This window comes from Colwellia sp. MB3u-8 (genome assembly GCF_014076985.1).
Classification (GTDB): domain Bacteria; phylum Pseudomonadota; class Gammaproteobacteria; order Enterobacterales; family Alteromonadaceae; genus Cognaticolwellia.
On record NZ_JACGVA010000059.1, the window covers coordinates 299,387 to 323,528 of the forward strand.

The window sequence follows — 24,142 nt, forward strand, 5'->3', positions numbered from 1 at the left end:
AAAAGTTTACGGCTAAAAGACTTACTTTTAAAGGCTTACTCCTTAAAGGAAAAAATAATGCTCGAATATTTACTCAGATTTTCTATTCGTAGAAATTCAATTATTATGTTGGCGGTACTCGCCTTCGCAGGACTTGGTCTTTGGAATTTTACCAAGCTGCCGATCGATGCCGTCCCTGATATCACCAACATTCAGGTAATGATCAACACAGAAGCCCCAGGATATACACCGCTTGAAGTGGAACAACGGGTTACTTACCCATTAGAAACCGCATTGGCAGGCATACCCAATTTAGTGAGTACACGCTCTGTTTCACGTTATGGCTTATCGCAAGTAACCGCCATTTTTAGTGATGATACTGATATTTACTTTGCCAGACAATTAGTGAATGAGCGCTTAGTCTCAGCAAAATCAGATTTACCTTTTGGAGTAGAGCCTGAACTTGGACCTATAGCAACCGGGCTAGGTGAAATATTCATGTTTACCGTGGATGCTGAGCCTAATGCACGTAATGATGAAGGGAAGTTAATAACAGCTACAGATTTAAGAACGGTTCATGATTGGATTATTCGCCCTCAGTTAATGCAAGTCGATGGTGTGGTTGAAGTTAACCCTATTGGTGGTTTTAAACGTGAAATACTTGTTGCCTTTGAGCCTAAAAAGCTACTGGAATTTGGCCTTAATCAGCAAGATATTATTCAAGCGATCGAAAATAATAATGATAATAAGGGCGCTGGGTTTATAGAAAAAAATGGTGCTCAATGGTTATTACGTATTCCCGGACAGGTAGAAAGTTTAAATGCTATCGCTAATATTCCTGTTCGGACGACTGAAGGCAGTGTAATTCGAATTTCTGATGTCGCTAAAGTACAAGAAGGAAAAGAGTTAAGAACAGGTGCAGCAACCCAAAATGGTAGAGAAGTTGTGATGAGTACCGTTTTCATGCTTATTGGTGAAAACAGTCGAAATGTTGCTAAAGCGGTTGGTATAAAGTTAGACGAAGTTAAAGCGAGTTTACCCTCAGGTATTACCGTTACCGCAGTGTATGACCGTACTACCTTAGTTGAAAAGACACTCGATACAGTAAAAATGAACCTCTTTGAAGGGGCGTTATTAGTTATTGTCGTGTTGTTTTTATTGTTAGGCAATATGAGAGCTGCATTGCTTACTGCTGCGGTTATCCCATTTGCGATGTTAATGACCGTAACGGGCATGGTACAAGTAGGCGTAAGTGCCAATCTAATGAGTTTAGGGGCGTTAGATTTTGGACTACTTGTTGATGGTGCGATTATCATCGTTGAGAATTGTCTAAGAAAGCTCAGCTCAGCTTCTGCTAATGGTCGTACCATGCCAGTTAATGAGCGATTAGCACTAGTCTATGAAGCAACTAAAGAAGTCATCCGCCCGGCATTATTTGGCGTATTTATTATAACTGCCGTATATTTACCTATTTTTGCCCTAACGGGTGTCGAAGGTAAAATGTTTCACCCTATGGCAATAACCGTTGTTATAGCCTTGTGTTGTGCAATGTTTTTATCAGTAACTTTTGTTCCGGCAGCTATTGCTATTTTGTTCAAAGGTCCTGTTAAAGAAAAAGAAAATATTATTATAAAATCGTCATTAGCGCTTTATCGTCCCTCTTTAACGTTTGCGCTTAAAGTTCGCTGGTTTGTTGTGGTTTTCGCTGTTGGACTTGTCGGCTTAGCAGGATTTTCTGCCAATAAACTTGGTAGCGAATTTGTGCCAAACCTGGATGAAGGTGATATCGCCATGCATGCCTTGCGTATTCCAGGCACGTCATTATCGCAAGCTGTCGCGTTACAAAAAGTCTTAGAAGAAAAAATCAATCAAATGCCAGAAGTTGAACGTGTCTTTGCAAAAATAGGCACAGCCGATGTTGCAACAGATGCAGTACCACCGAGTGTTGCCGATAATTTTATTATTTTAAAACCACGCAGTGAATGGCCAAATCCTAATAAACCTAAAGCACAATTTGTTGAGGAATTAGCAGCCGTAGTAGAGCCTATACCGGGTAATCGATATGAATTCTTACAACCAATACAAATGCGCTTTAATGAGTTGTTATCAGGGGTTCGTGCAGAGCTGGCTATCAAAGTGTTTGGCGATGACTTTGAGACTTTAGCAGCGTTAGGAAAGAGCATAAACACAGCTATTATTAATGTTGAGGGGATTGCTGATATTCAAGTAGAGAGAACGACTGGTTTACCTATAATGACGATTAATCCCAAACTTGCCCAGCTAGCAAAATATGGAATAAGCGTGAAGCAACTACAAGATCAACTTTCCACAGCGTTAGGCGGTACGGTTGCGGGTAAGTTCTATCAAGGTGACCAACGTGCAGACATAGTAGTACGTCTTCCCGAAGCGCTAAGAACCGATGTTGATGCATTGGCTTACTTACCAATACAGATGTTCGATAACAGTTATGTTCCATTACAGGAGGTAGCTGAATTGGTATTGGTTGAAGGTGCAAACCAAGTCAATAGAGAAAATGGAAAACGTAGAGTGTTTGTTACCGCTAACGTTCGAGGGAGAGATTTAGGGTCATTTGTTAAGGATATTCAAGCTTCAATTAATGAGTCTGTTGAAATACCTGCGGGTTACTGGATTGAATATGGCGGCACCTACCAAAAATTACAATCAGCATCAGAACGCCTATCTATCGTGGTTCCTATTACGTTGGTGATGATTATTGGTCTTCTTTTCTTGGCTTTAGGCTCATTTAAAGATTCCATGATTATTTTCACTGGTGTTCCATTAGCCTTAACAGGGGGGATTTTTGCTTTACTGTTGAGAGATATTCCTTTTTCAATATCAGCCGCTGTTGGCTTTATTGCTTTATCAGGCATCGCTATTTTAAATGGCCTGGTTATGGTTTCGTTTATACGAGAACTCAGACGCGAAGGAGCTGCTTTAGATACAGCTATTATCGAAGGTGCATTGACAAGACTTCGACCTGTGCTAACAACAGCGCTTGTTGCCTCATTAGGTTTTGTGCCTATGGCGCTTAATACAGGCATAGGCTCTGAGGTTCAACGCCCACTAGCAACTGTGGTGATCGGAGGGGTGATCTCCTCAACTATATTGACGCTATTCGTTCTTCCAGCTTTATATCGTTTACTACATCGCGAAGAAACCTCCACTAAAACAGCTCATTCAAAGGAAACCTTTAATGTTTAATATTATACAGCGATATGGCTTGTTGAGTTTTATCGCTTTACTTGCCATATGGTTACCGATTGAAGCCTTTGCTCATAGTGTCGATGAAAGCACACGAGCATTTTTACTACAAAACACTGGCGTTCAAATCATCCCATTTTTGTATATCGGTGCTAAGCATATGGTGACGGGGTACGATCATTTATTGTTCTTAGTAGGTGTGCTGTTCTTTTTATATAGAAGTCGAGATGTTTTATTGTATGTCAGTATGTTTACGCTAGGACACAGCTTAACCTTATTGTTTGGCGTGATCAGTGACATACAAGTTAATGCTTATTTAATCGATGCCATTATTGGGTTATCAGTGGTTTATAAGGGCTTTGATAATTTAGGTGGCTTTAATCGACTCTTTGGTAAATCACCCAATGCAAAGCTTGCGGTACTGATTTTTGGCCTTTTTCACGGTTTTGGTTTAGCAACCAAGTTACAAGAGTTTCAACTTCCTGATGACGGCTTAATTACTAATTTAATTGCCTTTAATGTTGGGGTTGAATTAGGACAGTTTACCGCCTTGGCCTTTATTCTTTTAGTGATTAATTTTTGGCGTAAACACAGCAGCTTCAATCGCTTTGCGACAAACACGAATTGTTTGCTGATGAGTGCAGGGTTTATGTTGGTAGGCTTTCAACTAACAGGTTATTTCATTAACTAATTAGCTAACTTAATCAATTTTACTTAGTAAACTTTACCCTAATTTAAGAGATAAAACGATGCAAAAAACTACGCCAGAAGCTATCACATTAACGAATACCGCATTGCTCAAATACACTATGTTCAGCTTAGTATTTGCAGCAATTACACTTTTAACCATTATATTGCCTGCTGAGTATAATATCGATCCCACAGGGATTGGGCATGAACTTGGGCTAACCGTTTTTCACAACGTAAAGGCCGAAATATCTACTCCACTCTCTTCACAAGAAGTAGCCGAAAAATCAAAAGTTGCTACAGAAACCATTGAAGTAATTGTGCCTGCTGGTCGCGGTGTTGAATACAAATTTATCATGGCGCAATACCAAAAGCTTGAATACGAATGGATAACAGATAGTTCAGCATTGTATTTTGACTTACATGGCGAACCAGAAGGTGACACTACGGGGTATTTTGAAAGTTATGCAATAGCAACTCTGGGTGAAATGAAAGGGAGTTTTACGGCACCATTTTCTGGTTCTCATGGTTGGTATTGGAAAAACACTTCTGATGATCCTGTTACTGTCCAGCTTATTGTAAAAGGTGAATACACCAAGCATGGCCTTAAATAATCATCTCAAATAATAGAAAAAAAACACACTTTGAATGTAATTAAAACAACGGGAATACCAAAATGAAAACTTTAATAGCAGCCTTATTCATTGCATTGATATTTAGCACAAGCTCAGCATTCGCGCATACTGACCACGGAAAAATAAGCCCTAAAGTAGCAACACAAATTGCAGCTAAAGCTACCCAAAAACTGACTTTTAAAGATTTTGGTTTCAAGGTTGGAAAATTAGACCAGAGCTGGAAGAGTTTGACCTCAGAAGATTTCAAACTACATGCGGCAGAGGCTAACCGTTATATTGTTAGTGCTAACAATAAATCAGAAAATAAAACAATTTATTTCCTGATGACAATGTCAGGCGAAGTATTAAAAGTAAATTCTGAAGCGAAGTTTTAAATTATCTAAAGGGTTGTTATACACAGCCCCCTTGATTTTTAAACTATGTTTATTGAAAATAGCTAAAGACTATTTTAATCGTTTTGGATAATCAAGTAGATGGGAGAACTTAGGCATCTACAATATATGTTGTTATTTTTTGGAGATAGAGTGTGCCTTGGATTATTACTAAATATTTTATTACAGCAGTGGTTGTTATTTTAGTTTCTGAATTAGCAAAGCGAAGCGATAGACTTGGTGGATTAGTGGCCGCGCTTCCTTTAGTGACGGTATTAACCTTGGTTTGGCTTTATTTAGATAATCAATCTCCTGAAAAAATAGCTAATCATGCTTGGTATACGTTTTGGTATGTAGTGCCAACACTCCCTATGTTTTTGGCTTTCCCGCTTTTGTTACCTCGTTTAGGTTTTTGGCTAACACTAGTGTCTTGTGTTGTTATTACCATGACATGTTTTGGTGTTTTTGCGTTAGTAATGCGACGATTTGGTATAAATTTGTTGTAATATAAATACCTGTAATAAATTAAATAATGGGAAAATAAGTTGTCCGTACTTTGTCTTCAACATTTTAGCCATTATTGTTTTACTCATTAAATAGGGGCTGTCGATACAGGATTGATTATAGAAAAAAAACAGTCCGTCAGGTAAAAGATAATGCCATCAAATAGCCTTTATAACACCGTCAAAAATGTCTTCTATTAGCGAGCAGTTGACCTAAAGAACAACCAATAGTTAACGATTTTTACACGCAATTAGTTGGCGTTATAAACTCATTCTGAACGCGCTGTAGTGGCAAAGCGGACTATTTATGGAGGTAAATTTACGCGTGAATTAGGTTTTTTATGTGGCAGAACGCGACCTTTTGAACAGATGAATTAATCGATATTTATTTGTTGAGATGTAAGGTTCACTCTGTGCGTATTGTTGACGTTAACTTTTAAAATTTTGCCATATATTTTCTGTCACGTTACTAAAACTCACCAATAATACATCCCCAAGAGTATGAGATATTATTAACCAACAGAAAATCAGTAATTACTGATTTAAAGGCGCTAGTTAAATACAACTATTGCACAGAAAATTATTTTTATAGTTTCTTATGCCTTGATAATATGGGACATTAATGTAAAAAATTATTGTTATGGCTTGGATATTATTGAATGTATCAATAATATACTGAAGATTTCGTCCATCATAGCCTAACAGTTTTAACTTACAGGACGTAGGAAATTAAAAATGTATAAAAATCTCATATTATCTTTTTTTATTTTATTAGTTGTTGGGTGTACTAGCCCTATTAGAGTAATAGATCAATCCGAGCAAAAATTAATTAATTACCCTCAAATTGGAAAAGAAGTATCCAAAAAACTTGGAGATGTCATTTTAGCTAAAGGGATTCAAACATTTGGAGGCGCAGCTAAAGTATTAGAAGAGACTCAATTCAATAAAAAAGATGGAGAGTCATCAATGATGACTTGTGCTCTAAGTGTGGTGCCAGATACAGCATATAAGCGAGGGGTGTATGAAACCAAAAGTACATCGGCAGACTGTTTTGGCCCTGTTCTTTTTCGGCGGACTCTTGCTAATGGAAATACGAATTGGAATTGTCCTGGGAACCCTCTTATTACAGGTGATATATGCAAAGAACAAGATGGTAAAGTATTTTTAGCAATAGCGACCAATAAAATATACCTAGAACAAGATTTTGAAAAGATTAAGTTTTCAAAGGTAGTTATTGAAGGAAAAGATAATTTTGTACAGGAATTTATTTACAATGGTCGGTCAGGAAATGATGTGAAGTTTGTATATAGAGAGCTTTCTGAAAGTCTTATCAAACCAATTTTCTTTCAAGAACTAGAATATGACATATCAAAATCACCAGTAGTAAATTTTAAAAATGTAAGTATAAAGATCGTAAGTGCAACTAATACAGATATAACCTACAAATTAATAAGTAATTTTTAGACTATATTCACTTTAAACTAATACTAAACAAAGCTAGCCGGAGGTGCTCCTTATTGTGACCTCTTGCTGGTAAAACTATCAATAAAAAATCTAATCCAAATACACTATTCATATCATTGCCTAACGTCGGCAAATTGGCATTAGTGAGTCTTAGATAATTACTTTAACCACCATCTTGATGTTCTGCGGCCATAGTATTCTTGATGGTATAAGTGAACATCCGTTCTACTTCTTCATTTTTAATGTCAAAGCCCTGTAAGGAGGGGCTTTATTTTTGGCTGTTTTTGAAGCCAAAGGGGTTGAAGATTAGTTTCGCACTCTGCTGATCTAACAGTTCGCACTCGCGGGGTTTTTTGTTGTTTTCAAATTTATCTGAAAGGGGGTTGCTTTTAGCAGCTTTGAAGCCAAAAGGTTGCTCTAAACTCTAACAAATTCATCAAACTTATCTATACTGTCAACTGAATGTATTAGTTAAAATCAACAACAGATGATGATTAATGTATCTAGTCAGATAAAAAACCGGATTGAGTACAAGTTGAAACTAAAAATGTACTTAGCGAAAGTAATCTTGACTAATATTTACTCTTAAATGATTTTAATTTAAAAAATAACAAGGAATTAGTTACATGTATGATAAATACTTTATATCTGAAGATGACGCTACAAATGCAACTCACTTATTATCAAAAGAGTTACCAACATATCGGCAAGCCTACAGTGACCGTACTGCTTGGATAATGTCAGTAATGTCTGAGTTAGCTTATATAAAGTTCAATTTGTTATTCCCCGAAAGTGGCTCAACTGACTTTATAAAAAAGCACTTCATTAAAAAAGTTAACTCTCTCGTCGGTGAAGAAAAATCGAAAGTAGTTTCAACATTAATTAATAAAATAAATTATGACCCTAAAGCCGAAAAAGCAAAACTAGAAAGTAACCTAGACGAATTTAAATTCAAACTTTTGAAAACTTTTGATGAAAAGGGGACACAAGCCATTCTTGTTGATGCTGGGAAGTATATTATTTTGAGTTTTAGGGGGACTGAGGCGGACAGCCTAAGTGATATTAAAGCTGATGCGAAAGCCAGCATAACCAAATGTTCAGTCTCTGAAGGTAAAATTCATACAGGGTTTAGAGATTCATTCAACTATATTCGCCGTGATGTCGAAGAAGAAATCAATAAAAAAGAATACGCAAATAAACCATTATTTATTACTGGCCATAGTTTAGGTGGAGCGTTAGCAACAGTCGCGACAAAATTCCTAACGCACAAAGGTGGGATTGCTGCATGTTACACTTTTGGCTCACCTCGTGTAGGCAATGATGACTGGGTTAATAATATTAAGACGCCAATTCATCGAATAGTAAACGCTGCCGATTCTGTCACAATGCTACCTCCGGGTGATGTACCCATTTCAGCCGTTAGTTTTTGTCTTAGGTTTATTCCTAGTATTGGTGAACCAACTTCAAAGTGGCTATCTGAAAAATTTGGTAGATACATGCATGCTGGTAATATGCGTTATTTAACTAACTGTGAATCAGGGGACTTTAATGCCGTTAGAGTTCTATATTCCGTGAGTTTTACTTATCGTATAAAAGCTCTAATTGTTAAATCACTACCATTTGGAAAATTGCTTTCTGACCATTCAATCAGTAATTATAGTAAAAAGTTGATGATAATTGCTCTTAAGCGCAACAAATAAAAACACCTAATTAGTTTAAAATCATAAACGCGTAGACAGTAAAATAAATAACATGGCCACCCTTAATAAAAAGAACATCAAAAAATCAAAGGGGTAAATCAAAGGGGTCAGAGTCGTTGATTATATAAATTAGCCTTCTATACTTAAATTTTTTTGTTCTTTCACAGCGATATTATAGGTGGCTGGTTTACCCAGATTTAATTTATCTCAACATATTGTTTAGCGAGGTGCTAATCGTCAACGATTTAGTGAGTAAATACAACGGCAAAGGGCTAGGCGTTCATCTGCTATATATTAAGAAAAATCCTTCATCAGTAGATATGTTTCATTTATTTGATTTTTTGTTTGCTAAAACAAGTTTGCGATCAAAGAATCACAGAATTACAGCATATAAAATTTAATTGAAGATTCTAAGCTAATAAGGCGAATGAGTTCGGATCTCATAACTTTCACCTTGATGCCTTTATACTAAGTTTGATAAAGAAATTTAAATTTCTTATGGCATAACGAAACGAATACAGCCTCTGTTTTACATTTTGTAGAAAAGGTATTATCCACATGAAAAATATCAAATTAATCTACTTTATCATTCTGCTGTTTCTGACATTACTTTGGTTACTTGCAGACCCAATACTCTTTTCATCATATAAGTTTTTTCCGCTGAGAAAATCTATGCTCAGTTACACCGGTATTATGGCCATTGCTGTTATGAGTATTGGTATGATATTGGCAATTCGCCCTGTTATTATTGAACCTATGCTTGGTGGGCTTGATAAAACCTATCGTTTACATAAATGGCTGGGCGTAACAGCGCTTATTTTTTCAGTTTTACATTATCTATGGGTAATGGTACCCAAATGGTTAGTTGGCTGGGGGTTAATGAATAAGCCTGCTCGCAATAGATCAAATGAAGAAACCAACACCCTATTACTTTTCTTTAAAGAACAGCATGGTCTTGCTGAATCTATCGGTGAATGGGCCTTTTATGCCCTGATATTATTTATTGTTTTAGCCTTGGTTAAATGGTTTCCGTATCGATACTTTTTCAAAACTCATCGATTTATCGCTGTTATTTATCTATTTTTAGTTTTTCACTCGATCATACTTATGAAAGTTGATTATTGGGATGAGGCCATAGCTTGGTTGACAGTATTATCAATGATCGGTGGAACTGTTGCTGCATTTCTATCCTTGTCACGAAAAATTGGCGTTTCTCGACGCTCTGTGGGTAATATAAAAAATATAAACTATCACAGTGACAATCGAGTATTGGGTCTAAGTATTGATTTAGAAAATAGTTGGAGTGGACATCAGGCCGGACAATTTGCTTTTGTTACCTTTGATAAAAAAGAAGGGCCTCATCCTTTTACTATATCATCAGCATGGAATAACGATGCTAGGATTGAATTTCTTATCAAAGGACTAGGTGACTATACAAAAACGCTACCGAGTATTTTAAAAGCAGGAGACAAGGTTGAAATTGAAGGGCCTTATGGACAGTTTGATTTTAGTACCGGTAAACCTAGGCAGATTTGGGTTGCAGGAGGGATAGGTATTACACCATTTATCGCGCGTATTGAGGCTTTAGCAGCAAAGAAAACTGATAAACAAACTAGTGAAGGTATAGATTTTTTTTATTGCACCAATGAACCTGATGAATCTTTCATTAACGCGCTAAAAAATTCTTCAGAGCTGGCAGGTGTAAAACTTCATGTTTTAGTCGCTAATAAAGACGGACTATTAAACACAAACCAAATATGCGACCAAGTTTCTGATTGGCAAGGTTCAACTATTTGGTTTTGTGGACCCAAAGAGTTTGGCAAAACATTGCGCGCAGGCTTCTTAAAGAAAGGGCTTACAAACGATGACTTTCATCAAGAGTTATTTGATATGAGATAGTGACAACTTCACTAAACGTTACTAAACGTTACTAAACGTTACTAAATGTGTAATCAAATTAGTTAAAATAAATTCAAGACGTTACAAATAAGGCGTGGATTTTGAGCACTATCAACGGGACAGAACATCAATGGGGTCAGAGTCATTGATAATGACTAATAGTAAACTAGGCTTAATTTGAACACGCTATCCAAGTACCTGAAAACATTAGTACCATCAAGACATTCGAAAAGCCATATACACCACGAATGCAATAGAAGCGCTTTATAGTGTTATTCTAAAAGCGATCAAGAAAGGTAGGCTATTTCCGACGGATGATTCAGCGAGAAGGTGGTTTATTTTGCGATAGAGGCAGCATTCAAGAAATGGACGATGCCGATAAGAAACTGGAAAGCGGCCTTAAATCAATCTATGATCGAATTGGAAGACCGTTTAAAGGACTTTATTTAAAACTGGCAGTTACACAAAATCTGTTCAGGCTGTTCAACCGGTGTAAACCACATAAAATCAATAACGAAAAATAGCGACTCCAGAAGGGGCGCTATTTATTAAATTTAAAGTCTATGCTTGCTTTCGTCTAGCTATAACAATTAAACCGAATAAACCTAAAGCTAATAACCAAATTGATGTTGGCTCAGGTACTGTAGTAAGGGCAGAAGCAGCAGCTGCGCCATTAGTACAACCTTTCATTCCTATGACGCTATCTGCGCCAAATTCTATAAAATTTGTCGCTGAATAAGCACCACCACAATCATTACCTATGCCTGCTATCAGAGAATCAGCACCTGTCTGGACGAAGCCCTTGGTAAAAATATAGCCTCTAGCTTCTGCGCCTGCGCCTAATTGTGCGTAGCCAGTTGAACCTGATTTGTCGCCTATGACATTCCAGAGAATACTGCTGTTATCTGTTACATTTTTCAATATCACCTTCGAGTCAGCAGCAAAGCTCAAGTAGTTTGAGATGTTGAAAACCCAAGTGCCGTCTACACCTTTACCATCAAGGGTGAGGGTTTTGCCAATAGCAATTGACAGATAATTTATAGTGCTATAGATGCCCGCTTCTAGCGTCTCATCGTTGGTCCCAAAAGTAGTCGAGACTAGTTCTGTCCCCGTTCCCATTGCCTTGATAGTTTCTTGCACCGATGTAATTAGCTCTTCCTGATTTTTTACTTCAGGAGGAGGACTTACTTGTGAAGAATGAGCGGTAAGTTCACCGCCTATCTGAACGTCTGCTCCAATAGTTGTGGTAGTTCCGGCATCAATATTGCCTCGGGCAATTGAACCCGCCCCCACAGTTACTGTGGTTCCGCCCGAAATATCACCGCCAATCTCCGCAGTCGCTCCGATTGTTACGGTAGTGCCAGCTTGAATAGATTCCTGTACGGTTGCGTCCGCGCCTAGGGTTGCAGTAGAACCAGATTCTATATAACCATCGACACCTGCAGCGGCGCCTAGGGTTACTGTGGTGCCAGCTTCAACATTGCCGCCGACGATCACATCTGCGGCGAGCGTTATAGCGGTGGCACTCTGAACATTACCACCGACTGTGGTACGTGCGCCCATGGTTATGTAACCACTAGCATAAAGTGACTGGTTATTTAGGTCTGAACCTAACAAAGGTTGAAAACTCGCTTGTGCCGTAAAGAAAACAGTAGGCATTGAGATGAGTAATAATATATTTATAATTTTCAAGTTAGACACCATTTAGTATATCTGATACTTCAGAATATAAAAAAACTTAACACTTAGTTAATCTTAAAGGTAAAATTTAATCCTTCGCATTAATTGTAACAGAATGCAAATCATAATGTACAAAAATAAAACAATAAAACAATAAAACAAAATAAAAAATATAGTGCTTAATGACGCTATTATTTTGATAGTTTTTTAAGCAGGTTTTTTGCCAGCTGATGTTCTTCGATATTTGCAGGTAAAGCGCTCAATTTAATTAATATTTTCTTCGCCTCATCTACGCGTTGATACTTTGCTAAGGCATAAGCAATATGGTACTGAATATCTGGGCTAGTAGACGATAAAATATAGGCTTGTCTTAAGTATGACAAGCCTATGTCAAGATCTTCAGATAGTACCAATGCCCAACCAATAGTGTCCATAATAGCGGGCATTCCGGGGTCTAACGTTAACGCTTGCTTAGCGGTTTCTATGGCAATAGGAAAGTCTCCATCGCGAATATAAATAGTCGCTAAATTATTTAGCACTAACGCTTTTGTCATTGCCGGTATATTGTTTTTTAAGAGTATTAGGTATTGATCTTTTGCCTTTTGAAAGTGCTTATATTCTAACAAATGATCCGCTAACAGATGACGATGTAATAATAAATCAGGATATTCAGTTACCAAAGTGCTTAATTCAACAATAAACTTTACTGATAATGACTTTGTTTTACTGGTTTGATATAGCTTCCTCAATGCGAACACATTATTGTGATCTTGCTTAACCGCCTTAAAATAAGCACTAAAAGCTTCAGTAGGTTTATTGCTAGCGTAAAGAATATCTCCTTGTAAAATGATTAGATTAACATCATCTTTCGGTGTTCTTTGTTGAGCATCCGCTAGTAATTTGATTGCGTCATCAATTTTATTTAGTTGAATTTTAATTTTGATCAATTCATACACAATGGACAATGAATTAGGAGCTAACTTTAGTGCTTGTTCCTGACTAAATTCGGCGCCTGCCAGGTCTCCCACCTGCAATTGTAATTGGTTTAATTTCATTAACATAGGTACATTCTTACCTATCAATCCAACCAATATATCTAATTTTTGTTTTGATTCATCTAGTTGTTTTAGAAAAAATAATACTTCTGCCTTCCTAAATAGTGCTTGAACATTTAGTCTATTATCACTCAGCATTCGGTCAATCACTAAAAGCGCGTCTTGCCATTTTTTTTCCGCTATATAGATATTAGTTAGCTCAGTAAGAGCTACGGATCTGACCGATGATACTTTGGTTTGCCGCTCAAATCCTGCAATAGCGGTTGCTTTATTACCAAGCTTATATTCAACTTTGGCAAGTAATAATGCACCTTGATTATAATTTTCGTTCTGACTCATAACGTCAGTCAGCACTTCTTTTGCTTTGTTTAGCTGTCCCAAGTTAAGTTGTAGCAAGGCATAACTAGTACTGACCTCAACACTTTTGGGTTGCTTAACATACAAGTTTTCTATAATTTTCTTGGCTTGATCGAATTGTTTTAATTCCATCAGTATTTGAGCAGTGATCAAATGATAACTGCTGTTATCTGGGTAACTATCAGTCAAGGGCCTTATATAATCTAAACTTTTCTGAAGAGCACCTGTCCTTAATGACAATAGTGACAACGCGTATTGATAATTTTCACCGCCCTTAACTTTTACATCTTCTAATAAGGCAAGCGCTTGTTCGACACGGCCAGCGCCTTCGAGTACATTGGCAGATAGAATTAGCACCGCTTCGTCTTTAGGGTAATCAATTCGTAATTTCGATAACACAAAGTCGGCTTTATAATTTTGGTCAAATTTAAGATATAAACCCGCTAATATCAGTGCATACTCTTTATCTAATATCAGTTCCTTCTCATTTTTTTCTAGTAATGACAAGGCATGCTCTGGTTGTTCTTGTTGCTGATAAACATTGGCTAATAGCATAACTTCATTAACTTCAGTTTGAGCAGGTGCTTGATTTAGATATCTTTTGAATTTACTTTCGGCTTGTGTCCAATCTTCTTGAGCATAGCTGCACATGGCATCAAGTAATAATAATTGGGGCTGAGACAGCAGGTATGACTCATCAATCTGCGATAATTGATTACTAAGTTCAGCCAGAATTTCTGCTGACATTTTTGGTTGCTTAATTTCTTTTAAAATAATGGCTTTCATAAACTGGGTTTGAGGATCGTTTGGTGAAATTTCAAGTACTTTATCAGCAATTTTATTTGCCATATCAAAGTCTTTAATATCGACATAACTGCCAATCAAAATTCGTAAGGTTTCAATGTTTTTTGGATCAAGTTCATTCGCTTTAGTCAGGTAATCAATCGCGTCATTGAACTGACTGACGCTAAGAGCTAGGTGCCCCTTTAATTGCCATAATATGGCATTACTTGGCTCAATTGCATTGACCTTAATAAGCAATTCTTGGGCTTGTACATTGTTTGATTGATAAATATAGACCGTTGCTAGTCCTAATAATGCCTCCACATTTTTGGCATCATTATCCACAACACTTTGATACTCAATTGCAGCGTATTCCAAATTATCTAAGCTGATATAGGCTCTAGCTTTGATGATACTATATGCTGATACGCCTTCCTGTTTAAGTGTCATTTTGTCAGCAAAACTTAAGGCTTGCTTATATCTACCCTGATATAAAATACTTTCCCCAAGCGGATAAATAATTAAATTAGTATCTACCCCCTGATCGATTAGATCATTTATTTCTTGCTCTGCAGCAGCGTAAGAGTGTTTATCTATCAAAACTTTTGCTAGTAACAATTTCGCTGGCAAATTTCGTTCGCTCTGTTGCAAAGCATTTTTTAAATGAATAAAAGCAGTTTTAATATCATGTTGGTTATAAGCTTGCAGCGCTGCTTCATAATGAGTTGTTTCAGCATTTGCAACACTTGCTATTATTAGCAGAGAAACTTGAATGGCAGAAATAATTAATTGACGAATATTTTTCATATCTGTTATGACTTAATCTGTAATCTTATTATTATGTTATATATAACATAATAATATTATAAAATAAAAATGAAATGGATTACAAAATAACCCTCTGAATTTTATGGCTATGTCGAAACTGGTAATTATGATGGAGTCAGCATTCAAGTGATTGCATCTCTACCACAGCTTATATTTTACCTATTTCGAAGTAAGACGCAAATCAGCCTATAATAACCCCGTATTGACTTTTTCCAGTTTAAACGAAAATTACAGTGGTAATCATAATGCTTGTATCAATGGGATCAGATTCATTGATAACGACTAATAATAAACTAGGTTTAACGTTAACTTATCCTATCTTAATTTAGGTGGATTAGTGAATAATATGGCAATACTCCGTGTTTAAAAAATCATTAATTCTTACCCCATTGATACTTTTAAACGATTAAGATTTTTTCTTAAATCGACGTGTTGCTAAACCAATTATTCCTAATGAAAAAATAGCAAGCGTAGTTGGCCCAGAAACAGCTATTGCACTTCAAACTTGATACTAAGTTTCTGCTATTTCATGGCCTAGTGGCTATTCTAATGATAATTATTTGCCAGATCTGGCTATTGGAGGGGGGGGATAATTGTTTTCCTTATCCTATTAACTAAAAGTAAGGCGTTAAGTTATCTAAGAGACATAACCAAAAACTGACTAAGGCATATTCATTAATTGAATAATTTTAAGTGATTTTCTTGAGTAAGAAATTAGAAAACGGCCTTGAATCAATTTATGATTGAATTCGAAGACCGTTTAAAGGACTTTATTTAAAACGGGCAATTACACAAAATCCGTTACAGGCTCAACCTTAATTTTTCCGTTTATGCACCTTACTAGCCTTTGTTAGCCTTTGTTAGCCTCTAGCTGAAGTGAATACACACGCCACAGCACTTTTGTTATGCACAATAGGTTTATCAAAGTTACAAATATAAGCGGCAATCTTTATTGGAAATTGTTCATTTCCCCAGCGCTCAGGTGTAAATAAAACAATATCACCATCGCTACAATTTAAATAAGCTTTGGATGCATCTGACACTGTACATAATTTACGGTTTTCTAAATCACTTTTAACTTGAACCTCTATATTTTTAGCGGCCTCTGCTTCTATGTTAGAAATGAAGTTTGCAGCATATACGCCAACGCCAATAGAAGCTGTAAATCCAGTAAAAAGTAATACCTTATATAATAATTTTTTTAGCATTTTCCTTCCTTCGATATCTATGCTTCAGGTTTATCAGATATTTTTTGAAGGTTTGAGTTAATTTTGAAAAGCACAATCATTAGCTCACACCAAATTCTTGCGGCTATAGCCCCGCCTCCTGCAATAAACAAACCTGAGATGAATGTTGCAAAAGTAAAACCTCCATAGCCACTCAGCATTGTGCTGATCCCAGAAACGGCAGCGACTAACAATAATAACCAATAGACGAACGTAATTATTTTAGGGGTCAACATTGATTCAAAGAAAAATACATCTTTCATTTTAATTCCTTTTTTATTATTAAATGCTCCAGCTTTAATTACAGTTAAGTTTGGAGCAAAAAACTAAAGCTATTGATCGATTTTTTTCAATAACTTCAGTTACTTAATCTTTAATGGTAAACCCATTAACACTATGAATTTAAAACACTTATAAATTATATTGTATGTATTTTGAGTTATTTACATAGTTGATATATTATAAGTTTCTTGCCTCAACATTAATCTAAATTGCTAACATCCTTAATAAATAATGCTACACATTGATACTTAATAAATGTATTAAAGTTCATCGTAATTAGTGGGGCTATTTTTACAATAATATTTTCATTGAACAAACCTTTATCGGTTGGTGTATCCACTTGAAAGCTATGTAAATTAATATTTATATTTATTCAATGATAGAGAAACTACGTTTGATCTTCTAGTACAGGCACTGGAGCTAAGTAGCCTTCTTTATTGAATATTTCTCCTGAGTCCTGCCAAGGTGTAGAGTTTATTCTTGGATAGCCTTCAATAAATTTTACTTCCCCACCAGCTTCTTCTTTAATCTTGCGAACAACATCTTAAACTGTTTTTTCTGCCCACTCCTCTGGAGTCCCAGAAATTGCGTAAGCTGCTTTTCTCGCTAACCCATCGACTCCCAAAAAGCCACCACCCTCTAGTTTAGTATAATTTGCATACACATCTAATGCGTAACCCTCTTGGTATTTCCATAGGCAAAGATTGAATGACATGTTGAATGCATAATCAACATTTTTTTGAGCCGTAGCAGTCCAAACTGCACCATCACAAGACGCTGTTTTGAGCCTATTACCTATGGATGAAACCATAAGTCCCATCATACCACCAGCATTCCCTCCCATTGCAGTGGCTGCATTTACAGGTTTAAACCTACCTGGCTTTTCGGGTGTATCGCCCATTACAATAGGGTTTTGTTCATTTGCAAAAGATACATTAGCACCCAAACCATCACTTGCTGCCTCTGTCATAATGTAGCGATCAACTGTTGTTTTAATATCAAATACTCTGTAAAGCTCAATGCTTTTATGTTTCTGTACAGAAGCATTATTTATTGATGAGCAACCACCTAAAGTGACTGCTGATATCGCTATTGTAACTAGTCCGATTGTTTTCATTTTTATTATTTCCATTGATGAAAGTTAACTTCGATTTTATTATCTAAAGTTAATTGGCTAACGCTATGCTCAGAAGCGATAGGTATTACTCAAGCTGAATTTGTACGAGGCGAATATCCTTGAATTAGAGGGGGAACAGGTAGTGAAACAAGGTGATACTGTGTGATGAAGTGTGAATCCACCTAATAATCAATTAGTTGCCTAGTGAGGTAAATTACTTGAATTAAGGTTCCTGAACGTTTAATATTCGAAAAAAATAAATAGACTCCAATGTGATATTTAAAATAAATGGATTTTTGCTGTCAGTAGATTTTGATTCTGCGGTCAGGGGCGAAGAAAGTATAGATTTAAGCCATCAGGAAAAAGAAGCTTTAAAGTTGTTTTTCAAATCTGATGATGGCTTTGTTGATGCTCAAACGCTAGAAGCTGTGATTTGGGGAGAGCGAGTAGTCACTAATAACTCACTACGTAAGCTTATTAGTGATTTACGCCTAAAGTTTAGAGATAAGACATCCTTCAAGAATATAAGAGGTAAAGGTTACCAACTTGTCTTTGAATCAATAGAGCAGCCTTTTAAAAAAAGCTACTCAATGGAGCTTCCTAAGGTTTTATTGGGTACGTTAATATTTATATTTATATTTATTTTAACTATGGCTACCTTGTTTAATATTTATCCTAGAGATAATCAGAAAATTTCCCTACCTAAAGTTTCGACTCAAACTGTTTTTGAATCTAAAGACTACATTTTAGATTATGCTAAATATAACAATTCGTTATATGTTACTGCAAGAGACAATAAAACATCAAAGCTATATAAAGTCTTGAATCGCCAAAATATCATACTTATGTCTGCCGATTATCCTGGCGCATACAGGGGCATAGAAATTCACAGTAGCGGCCGCACTGTGATGCATGTTGTGGAAGATTCAAAGTGTAAAATCAAAATATTTAAAAGGCCTGTAGAAGAATTGATTGATGAAATTCCTTGTAATAGACAGAACGCTTTCCCTTCATTTGATTGGATTAGTGATACCAAGTTTTACATTACTTTTAATGTCAACCCCACCTCGTCAATCAAACCTTTCATATATGATCTACAAACCAAACGGTTGGAAGAAATTACAACTACAAATTTTGATTCAAAAAACGGTAATAAATTTATTGATGCTTTTATAAAGGCACATGGTAATGGGATGTTTTCTCTCAGAGAGAACCACCTAGATCAAATGTCTCTTATGTACTTTGAGGGTAATAAGCGAAGAACTCTTTACCAATACAGAGCTAAGCCTTATTCAATAGCCGTATCCAAAACTAACTTGTTCTTTGTTGGTAATAATAACGAGCTGTTTAAAATGAATTTAGCTGATGATGTTTTTTCTCAAGGTTTTAAGGAATCACTATTTTTAGCTCCTCAAACAACAAAAATTGATGACCCATTAATATTACAGAACGAACTATATTTTTCATTAGGTAACACTTCTAAAGAAGTTATATATAGCATCTCGGGGAATTTTACATACAGCTTAGAAAATGGCGTGCGTGACTTTACCTATACGGACAAGGTGTTATCGGTTTTGGCGCTAACCAATAGTGGTTATGTTGTCGAGCAATTAAAAGAAGGTGTTATTTTTAACACCCTTTATTTGGAAACAGAATTAAACTTTAGGCATTTAGCTTTTTATCAAGAAGAGCTTTACTTGGCAGGTGCATCAGGTATTTATAAGATTGTTGACAAAAAACCTTTATATCTAAGTGAATTAAAGGCCACCAAACTAGTCTCCAATGGAACATGTTTGATTGCTCAAGCTGACAAAGGAATTTTCCAATTTGAAGCAAGTAACCGTTCCTTTCAAAAGATAGTAGAACAAGGTGATAGGGCTTTCGCAAGTGAAGGTGGTTGCTTATTTGTCGACAAATTATCTAACACCATAGTTAATGAAAAACGAAAAGTAATAGCTAAACCAACTATGAACAAGCTTTTGTTCGAGCACCAAGGTAGAATTGTCCATTGGTATAGTGTTAAGGATAAAACACATATTGTTGATATAAAAACAGGTGAGTTAGTATCGAAAACTAAGAGTCGTGCATTATACAAAAGAGTAATTTCATATGAGAATGATATCCTCTACCTTGGTAAAGCTGATGTTAATACCTCAATCGTTAAGTTGAAGCTAAAGTAGAGTTGAGCAGGTTCTTCTTTAAAGTTTAGTAGTGCCAATGGTCAAAGTCATTGATAACGACTAATAGTAAACTAGGTTTAACGTAACTTAACTTAGATGGATTAGTAAATAATATGGCAAGACTCCGCGTTTAGAAAATCATTAACTCTGACCACATTGATACCATATAAGTGAACGAATAAAGCAAAGGTTATTCATGCCGTAAAGCCTCTATGGGATCTAGTTGCGCGGCCTTTCTCGCGGGAAAGTAACCAAAGATGACACCTACTGCTGCAGAAAACAGAAATGACACCACGACTATACTGGTATTGAATACAAAAGGAATTCGCATTAAATCTGCCAGCGCTACAGAGCCTGCCAGTGCCAGCATGATGCCGACAACCCCACCTAGCGAAGACAGCACCACGGCTTCAACCAGAAACTGTAGCAGAACTTCTCTTTCCAGAGCGCCTATGGCCAGGCGAATGCCAATCTCCCGTGTTCGTTCGGTGACCGACACCAACATGATGTTCATAATGCCAATGCCGCCTACCAGTAAGCTCACGGCGGCCACCGCGCCAAGTAATTCAGTAAGCACGCGGGTTGTACTCGTCATCATGCTGAGGAGTTCTTCCATATCATTGACATGGAAGTCATCATCTTCACTTGATGAAATACGGCGACGCTCGCGCATCAGTTGTTCGATGCTTTGTTTGACTTTGTCAGTAGAGACGCCCTCCTGCGCCGAAACATAGATACTGTTGATATCTGTATTCCCCACAATGCGTCGTTGAAAGGTGCGCAGCGGAATCAGTATAAGATCATCTTGGTCTGTGCCGAAGGTTGACTGTCCTTTGGTCTCGAGTACGCCGACCACCTGGCATGAAAGTTTTTGCAAACGAATTGTGGCGTCTAAAGAACTTTGTTCACCGAAGAGCTCCGACTGCACAGACGTACCCAGTATGCATACCGCTTTACCAGAACGTAGTTCATTTTCGGTAAACAGACGCCCAGCTTTTAGCGGCCAGTCCCGCACTCGCAGATAGCCATTGGTGCTGCCGGTGATCTTGGTCGACCAATTCGCATTGCCAAAAATGGCCTGGGTGGTTTTCGAGGCAATTGGCGCCACCGCAAATATTCCAGATATTTCTCGGCTAATAGCATTAACATCGTCTACTTCAAACATTTCAGCCGCTTCGCGCGTGCCTCCAGGGCCATGCCCACGCTGGCCTGGTCTAACATGCAACAGATTACTGCCTAGGCTCTTGATTTGCTGGGTAACCTGCATAGTGGCTCCGCTTCCGAGGGTAACCATAATAATCACTGCGGCGACGCCAATGACGATACCCAGAATGGTTAGGAACGAACGCATAACATTTCGACGGATTTCCCGTATTGCCAGTAACAACGCATTCCATAGCATCACTTGTGTCCTGTGTTGTCTGCATCGTTGGCCACCAAACCATCTAGAAAGTGAATCTGGCGTTTGGCAAAAGCGGCCATGTCTGGCTCGTGGGTGACCATCACAATGGTAATGCCCTGGTCGTGATTAAATGAGCTTAAAAGTTCCATTATTTCCCGACTTCGCGATGAGTCTAGATTGCCCGTTGGCTCGTCTGCTAGCAACACCGACGGTTGTGTAACAATGGCGCGAGCAATGGCAACCCGTTGCTGCTGGCCGCCAGACAACTCGCCCGGCGTGTGGTCTTCCCAGCCACTCAGGCCCACCACCTTCAGAGCGTTTAAAGCGCGGGCTCGACGCTCAGCTGCGGCCATGCCTCGATAAATTAGCGGCAATTCCACATTTTCCAGTGCCGAAGTTCTGTTGAGTAAATTGTATCCCTTAAACACGAAACCTAGATAATTACGCCGCAGCAAAGCAAGTTGATCACGGGATAATGTACCGACATCTATGCCATCAAAAAGGTAACTTCCGGTGGTCGGTGTATCGAGGCAACCTAGCACATTCATGCAGGTTGACTTGCCCGATCCACTAGGACCCATCACGGCGACAAAGTCACCACGCTCGATGGTTAAATCTATTCCGCGCAGCGCCTGCATCTCTGCCTGTCCTGTACCATAGACTTTGGTTACGCTTCTGAGTTCGATCAGGGATTGTTGTTGACTTGGCATGATATCGTTCACTGCTTGTTGCTGATGGTATCGATAATTAATGGCATGTCGGTTTCAATATCACCGTTAATGATTTCAGTTTTGATGCCATCGGTTGATCCGGTTGTAACGGCAATGGCCACTGGCTGGCCGTCGCGTAGCAGCCATAATTTTTGCTGTTTATTATTGGCGTTAGCCGTGTCTTGTGGTTTTGTGCGGCTGGGCCGGCGAGGTATCAGGCTTATAATCAGGTTGTCATTACTGGCTGTTTTTTTCGCCAGTACTGGCGGACTAAAACGCAGAGCGGCATTAGGCACCAGCAAGGCATCTTTCACCTGTTTAACCAAAATATCGGCGGTAGCCGTCATTCCCGGTCGCAGTAATAATGCTGAATTATCGACACTCAGTACGGTTTCATAAGTCACCACGCCATTAACAGTTTGAGAGGCAAAATGAACTTCAGAAATTTTCGCTGGAAAACTTTTATTGGCGTAGGCATCTACCGTAAACAAGGCGTCCTGTCCCACGACAACCTGTCCGACATCGGCTTCATCCACATCCACATGTAATTCCATTTGCGTGAGATTTTCGGCCAGTGTAAACATCACAGGTGTCTGAAAAGAGGCAGCCACAGTCTGACCTGGCTCAACATCACGGTTCAATACAATGCCGTCGATGGGGGCATGTATGGTGGATTTTGCCAATGTGGTTGATTCGGCATCCAAAAAAGCTTGCGCCTGAACAACCTGCGCTTTGGTACTCTCCATATTAGCTACTGCACGGTCATATGACGCCTGTGCTGCATCGCAATCTTGCTCGGAACACATACCGGTTTTAGCAAGTTCTCTGGAGCGACTTAACTTTTTTTTGGTTTCGATCAATGTAGCTTCAGTCTGTTTGACCTGCGCTCTGGCCAAATTAAGGGATGCTTTGGCCTGATTGACCTTTGCTTGAAGCTGGTCGGTGTTCATACGCGCAAGTACCTGACCTTGTTTGACGCGGTCGTTAAAATCTACCAGCACAGCACTAATGGTGCCGGAAATTTCTGAACCCACCTCAACCTGATTTACGGGTTGAAGTGTGCCGGTGGCTGTAACCGTTATACTCAGCGAGCCACGGCTGACATTGGCGGTTTTATAGCGAAGGGTTTGTGACTGGCCGTCACTAAATATTTGCCAAACAACAATTGAAATAACGATAATAACAGCGACAGCCCAAAACCATTTTATACGTGAACTGTATGGACGAGTAGACTGATCTATGCCCAAGGTCTGGCGAATATCGGCACTCTGTGTTGTTGCCGACTTTTGGTCATTTGATGACATGTTAGGTGCCTCTATTTATTCGAACCTTGGTCGTGCGACATCAAACACTAGTCCTGCTTGTTTGAGCCTTGCCGTCAACAACGTAATGAAGCTATTTTTAAGTAACCATAAAGTATTCCACTTTGCCTTCGCCTTTGTTTTTTTTAAGGGACTCGCGGGAATTTTGAACCATCATTGGCTGCCAATTGCAGTCGTTTATTATTTCAGCGATGATGATCCTCACCATAAGTGTCACAATCAATTATGATACATTTCGCATAGTGAATACTGTGTGTGGGAGAAAACATAGCATCAAACTCAGAAAAAAAAAGTGATAACTTTATGACTTAAAATGTTTAAGTAAATGCAATGATTTTTGTCACTTAGTATATTGAGTTTTTCATCCATTATTTTCTCATAAGCTATGTAATCATACATGCAGTGTAATGGGATAAATCACTATCAATGGGCTCAAAGTCATTAATAACGACTAATAGTCAACTAGGTTTAACGTAACTTAACCTAGCTTAGCTTAGAGGGATTAGTGAATAATATGGCAAGACTACGCGTTTAGAAAATCATTAACTCTGATCCCATTGATAGACCCCATTGATATGCATTACCTGAAGCGAAATTGTAATTAATTTCTGGCGCAGGAGGTGTTTTTCGTTTAACTAAAAAAATGCCATTTAAAGCTGCTTTAGGTCACCTTATTACAGGATAGGAAATTAGTGCGCAACAGGCTTTTCAATATGGTTTGGTTAATGAAGTAGTTCCAC

17 protein-coding genes and 1 pseudogene are annotated in these 24,142 nt (G+C 37.9%); 10 read left to right on the forward strand and 8 right to left on the reverse strand.

Going from position 1 to position 24,142, the window contains the following annotated elements; all coding sequences use genetic code 11:
- Positions 1-57: 57 nt before the first annotated feature.
- The 9 genes and pseudogenes from H4J54_RS08030 to H4J54_RS19425 all read left to right on the forward strand — a co-directional run.
- On the forward strand, positions 58-3,201 hold the full coding sequence (locus H4J54_RS08030; protein ID WP_182190361.1) for an efflux RND transporter permease subunit: 3,144 nt from the start codon (positions 58-60) through the stop codon (positions 3,199-3,201).
- Complete coding sequence (locus tag H4J54_RS08035; RefSeq protein ID WP_182190362.1) at positions 3,194-3,892, forward strand: HupE/UreJ family protein; 699 nt, start codon at positions 3,194-3,196, stop codon at positions 3,890-3,892. Before H4J54_RS08030 ends, H4J54_RS08035 begins: the two co-directional genes overlap by 8 nt.
- A 118-nt stretch (positions 3,893-4,010) precedes the next feature.
- Positions 4,011-4,502, forward strand: a complete 492-nt coding sequence (locus tag H4J54_RS08040; protein ID WP_404851894.1) for a hypothetical protein — start codon at positions 4,011-4,013, stop codon at positions 4,500-4,502.
- A 62-nt stretch (positions 4,503-4,564) separates the two neighbouring features.
- Positions 4,565-4,897, forward strand: coding sequence for a DUF6488 family protein (locus H4J54_RS08045; protein WP_182190364.1), 333 nt, complete (start codon positions 4,565-4,567; stop codon positions 4,895-4,897).
- 152 nt (positions 4,898-5,049) lie between these two features.
- The gene (locus H4J54_RS08050) at positions 5,050-5,400 is read left to right on the forward strand and encodes a DUF3147 family protein (RefSeq protein WP_182190365.1); all 351 of its coding nucleotides are present in this window, start codon (positions 5,050-5,052) and stop codon (positions 5,398-5,400) included.
- Between the two features lie 732 nt (positions 5,401-6,132).
- Positions 6,133-6,861, forward strand: a complete 729-nt coding sequence (locus tag H4J54_RS08055; RefSeq protein ID WP_182190366.1) for a hypothetical protein — start codon at positions 6,133-6,135, stop codon at positions 6,859-6,861.
- Positions 6,862-7,487: 626 nt separating this feature from the next.
- Complete coding sequence (locus H4J54_RS08060; RefSeq protein ID WP_182190367.1) at positions 7,488-8,561, forward strand: lipase family protein; 1,074 nt, start codon at positions 7,488-7,490, stop codon at positions 8,559-8,561.
- A 558-nt stretch (positions 8,562-9,119) separates the two neighbouring features.
- Positions 9,120-10,460 carry a ferric reductase-like transmembrane domain-containing protein gene (locus H4J54_RS08065; RefSeq protein WP_182190368.1) on the forward strand — a complete coding sequence of 447 codons (1,341 nt, stop codon included), beginning with the start codon at positions 9,120-9,122 and terminating at the stop codon, positions 10,458-10,460.
- Between the two features lie 211 nt (positions 10,461-10,671).
- Positions 10,672-10,910: pseudogene (locus H4J54_RS19425) on the forward strand (transposase); the annotation flags it as partial.
- A gap of 111 nt (positions 10,911-11,021) precedes the next feature.
- Here the strand turns inward: H4J54_RS19425 and H4J54_RS08075 are convergent.
- The 5 genes from H4J54_RS08075 to H4J54_RS08095 all read right to left on the reverse strand — a co-directional run bounded on the left by H4J54_RS08075 (position 11,022) and on the right by H4J54_RS08095 (position 17,788).
- On the reverse strand, positions 11,022-12,152 hold the full coding sequence (locus tag H4J54_RS08075) for an ice-binding family protein (RefSeq protein ID WP_259366934.1): 1,131 nt from the start codon (positions 12,150-12,152) through the stop codon (positions 11,022-11,024).
- Between the two features lie 179 nt (positions 12,153-12,331).
- Positions 12,332-15,142, reverse strand: coding sequence for an XrtA/PEP-CTERM system TPR-repeat protein PrsT (gene prsT / locus H4J54_RS08080; protein ID WP_182190370.1), 2,811 nt, complete (start codon positions 15,140-15,142; stop codon positions 12,332-12,334).
- Between the two features lie 881 nt (positions 15,143-16,023).
- On the reverse strand, positions 16,024-16,371 hold the full coding sequence (locus H4J54_RS08085) for a hypothetical protein (protein WP_182190371.1): 348 nt from the start codon (positions 16,369-16,371) through the stop codon (positions 16,024-16,026).
- A 17-nt stretch (positions 16,372-16,388) separates the two neighbouring features.
- The gene (locus H4J54_RS08090; RefSeq protein ID WP_182190372.1) at positions 16,389-16,652 is read right to left on the reverse strand and encodes a DUF4282 domain-containing protein; all 264 of its coding nucleotides are present in this window, start codon (positions 16,650-16,652) and stop codon (positions 16,389-16,391) included.
- A gap of 563 nt (positions 16,653-17,215) precedes the next feature.
- Positions 17,216-17,788, reverse strand: coding sequence for a hypothetical protein (locus tag H4J54_RS08095; RefSeq protein ID WP_182190373.1), 573 nt, complete (start codon positions 17,786-17,788; stop codon positions 17,216-17,218).
- Between the two features lie 272 nt (positions 17,789-18,060).
- Here H4J54_RS08095 and H4J54_RS08100 point away from each other — a divergent pair, with 272 nt between their 5' ends.
- On the forward strand, positions 18,061-19,968 hold the full coding sequence (locus H4J54_RS08100) for a helix-turn-helix domain-containing protein (protein WP_182190374.1): 1,908 nt from the start codon (positions 18,061-18,063) through the stop codon (positions 19,966-19,968).
- 190 nt (positions 19,969-20,158) lie between these two features.
- Here H4J54_RS08100 and H4J54_RS08105 read toward each other — a convergent pair whose 3' ends face one another.
- The 3 genes from H4J54_RS08105 to H4J54_RS08115 are packed head-to-tail and all read right to left on the reverse strand — an operon-like array spanning position 20,159 to position 23,384.
- Positions 20,159-21,370, reverse strand: a complete 1,212-nt coding sequence (locus H4J54_RS08105) for an ABC transporter permease (protein ID WP_182190375.1) — start codon at positions 21,368-21,370, stop codon at positions 20,159-20,161.
- Positions 21,370-22,092 (reverse strand): ABC transporter ATP-binding protein, encoded by a 723-nt coding sequence (locus tag H4J54_RS08110; RefSeq protein WP_310650083.1) that lies wholly within the window; start codon positions 22,090-22,092, stop codon positions 21,370-21,372. Before H4J54_RS08110 ends, H4J54_RS08105 begins: the two co-directional genes overlap by 1 nt.
- Positions 22,089-23,384, reverse strand: a complete 1,296-nt coding sequence (locus H4J54_RS08115; protein WP_182190376.1) for an efflux RND transporter periplasmic adaptor subunit — start codon at positions 23,382-23,384, stop codon at positions 22,089-22,091. The genes H4J54_RS08110 and H4J54_RS08115 overlap by 4 nt, the downstream gene beginning before the upstream one ends.
- Between the last annotated feature and the right edge of the window lie 758 nt (positions 23,385-24,142).

Bases quoted from the DNA above. Each gene is read 5' to 3' on its own strand.
- H4J54_RS08085 (WP_182190371.1), bottom strand. From the start codon at position 16,371: ATGCTAAAAAAATTATTATATAAGGTATTACTTTTTACTGGATTTACA.
- H4J54_RS08045 (WP_182190364.1), top strand. From the start codon at position 4,565: ATGAAAACTTTAATAGCAGCCTTATTCATTGCATTGATATTTAGCACA.
- H4J54_RS08055 (WP_182190366.1), top strand. From the start codon at position 6,133: ATGTATAAAAATCTCATATTATCTTTTTTTATTTTATTAGTTGTTGGG.
- H4J54_RS08035 (WP_182190362.1), top strand. From the start codon at position 3,194: ATGTTTAATATTATACAGCGATATGGCTTGTTGAGTTTTATCGCTTTA.
- H4J54_RS08090 (WP_182190372.1), bottom strand. From the start codon at position 16,652: ATGAAAGATGTATTTTTCTTTGAATCAATGTTGACCCCTAAAATAATT.
- H4J54_RS08040 (WP_404851894.1), top strand. From the start codon at position 4,011: ATGTTCAGCTTAGTATTTGCAGCAATTACACTTTTAACCATTATATTG.
- H4J54_RS08065 (WP_182190368.1), top strand. From the start codon at position 9,120: ATGAAAAATATCAAATTAATCTACTTTATCATTCTGCTGTTTCTGACA.
- H4J54_RS08060 (WP_182190367.1), top strand. From the start codon at position 7,488: ATGTATGATAAATACTTTATATCTGAAGATGACGCTACAAATGCAACT.
- H4J54_RS08030 (WP_182190361.1), top strand. From the start codon at position 58: ATGCTCGAATATTTACTCAGATTTTCTATTCGTAGAAATTCAATTATT.
- H4J54_RS08095 (WP_182190373.1), bottom strand. From the start codon at position 17,788: ATGAAAACAATCGGACTAGTTACAATAGCGATATCAGCAGTCACTTTA.
- H4J54_RS08115 (WP_182190376.1), bottom strand. From the start codon at position 23,384: ATGTCATCAAATGACCAAAAGTCGGCAACAACACAGAGTGCCGATATT.
- prsT (WP_182190370.1), bottom strand. From the start codon at position 15,142: ATGAAAAATATTCGTCAATTAATTATTTCTGCCATTCAAGTTTCTCTG.
- H4J54_RS08105 (WP_182190375.1), bottom strand. From the start codon at position 21,370: ATGCTATGGAATGCGTTGTTACTGGCAATACGGGAAATCCGTCGAAAT.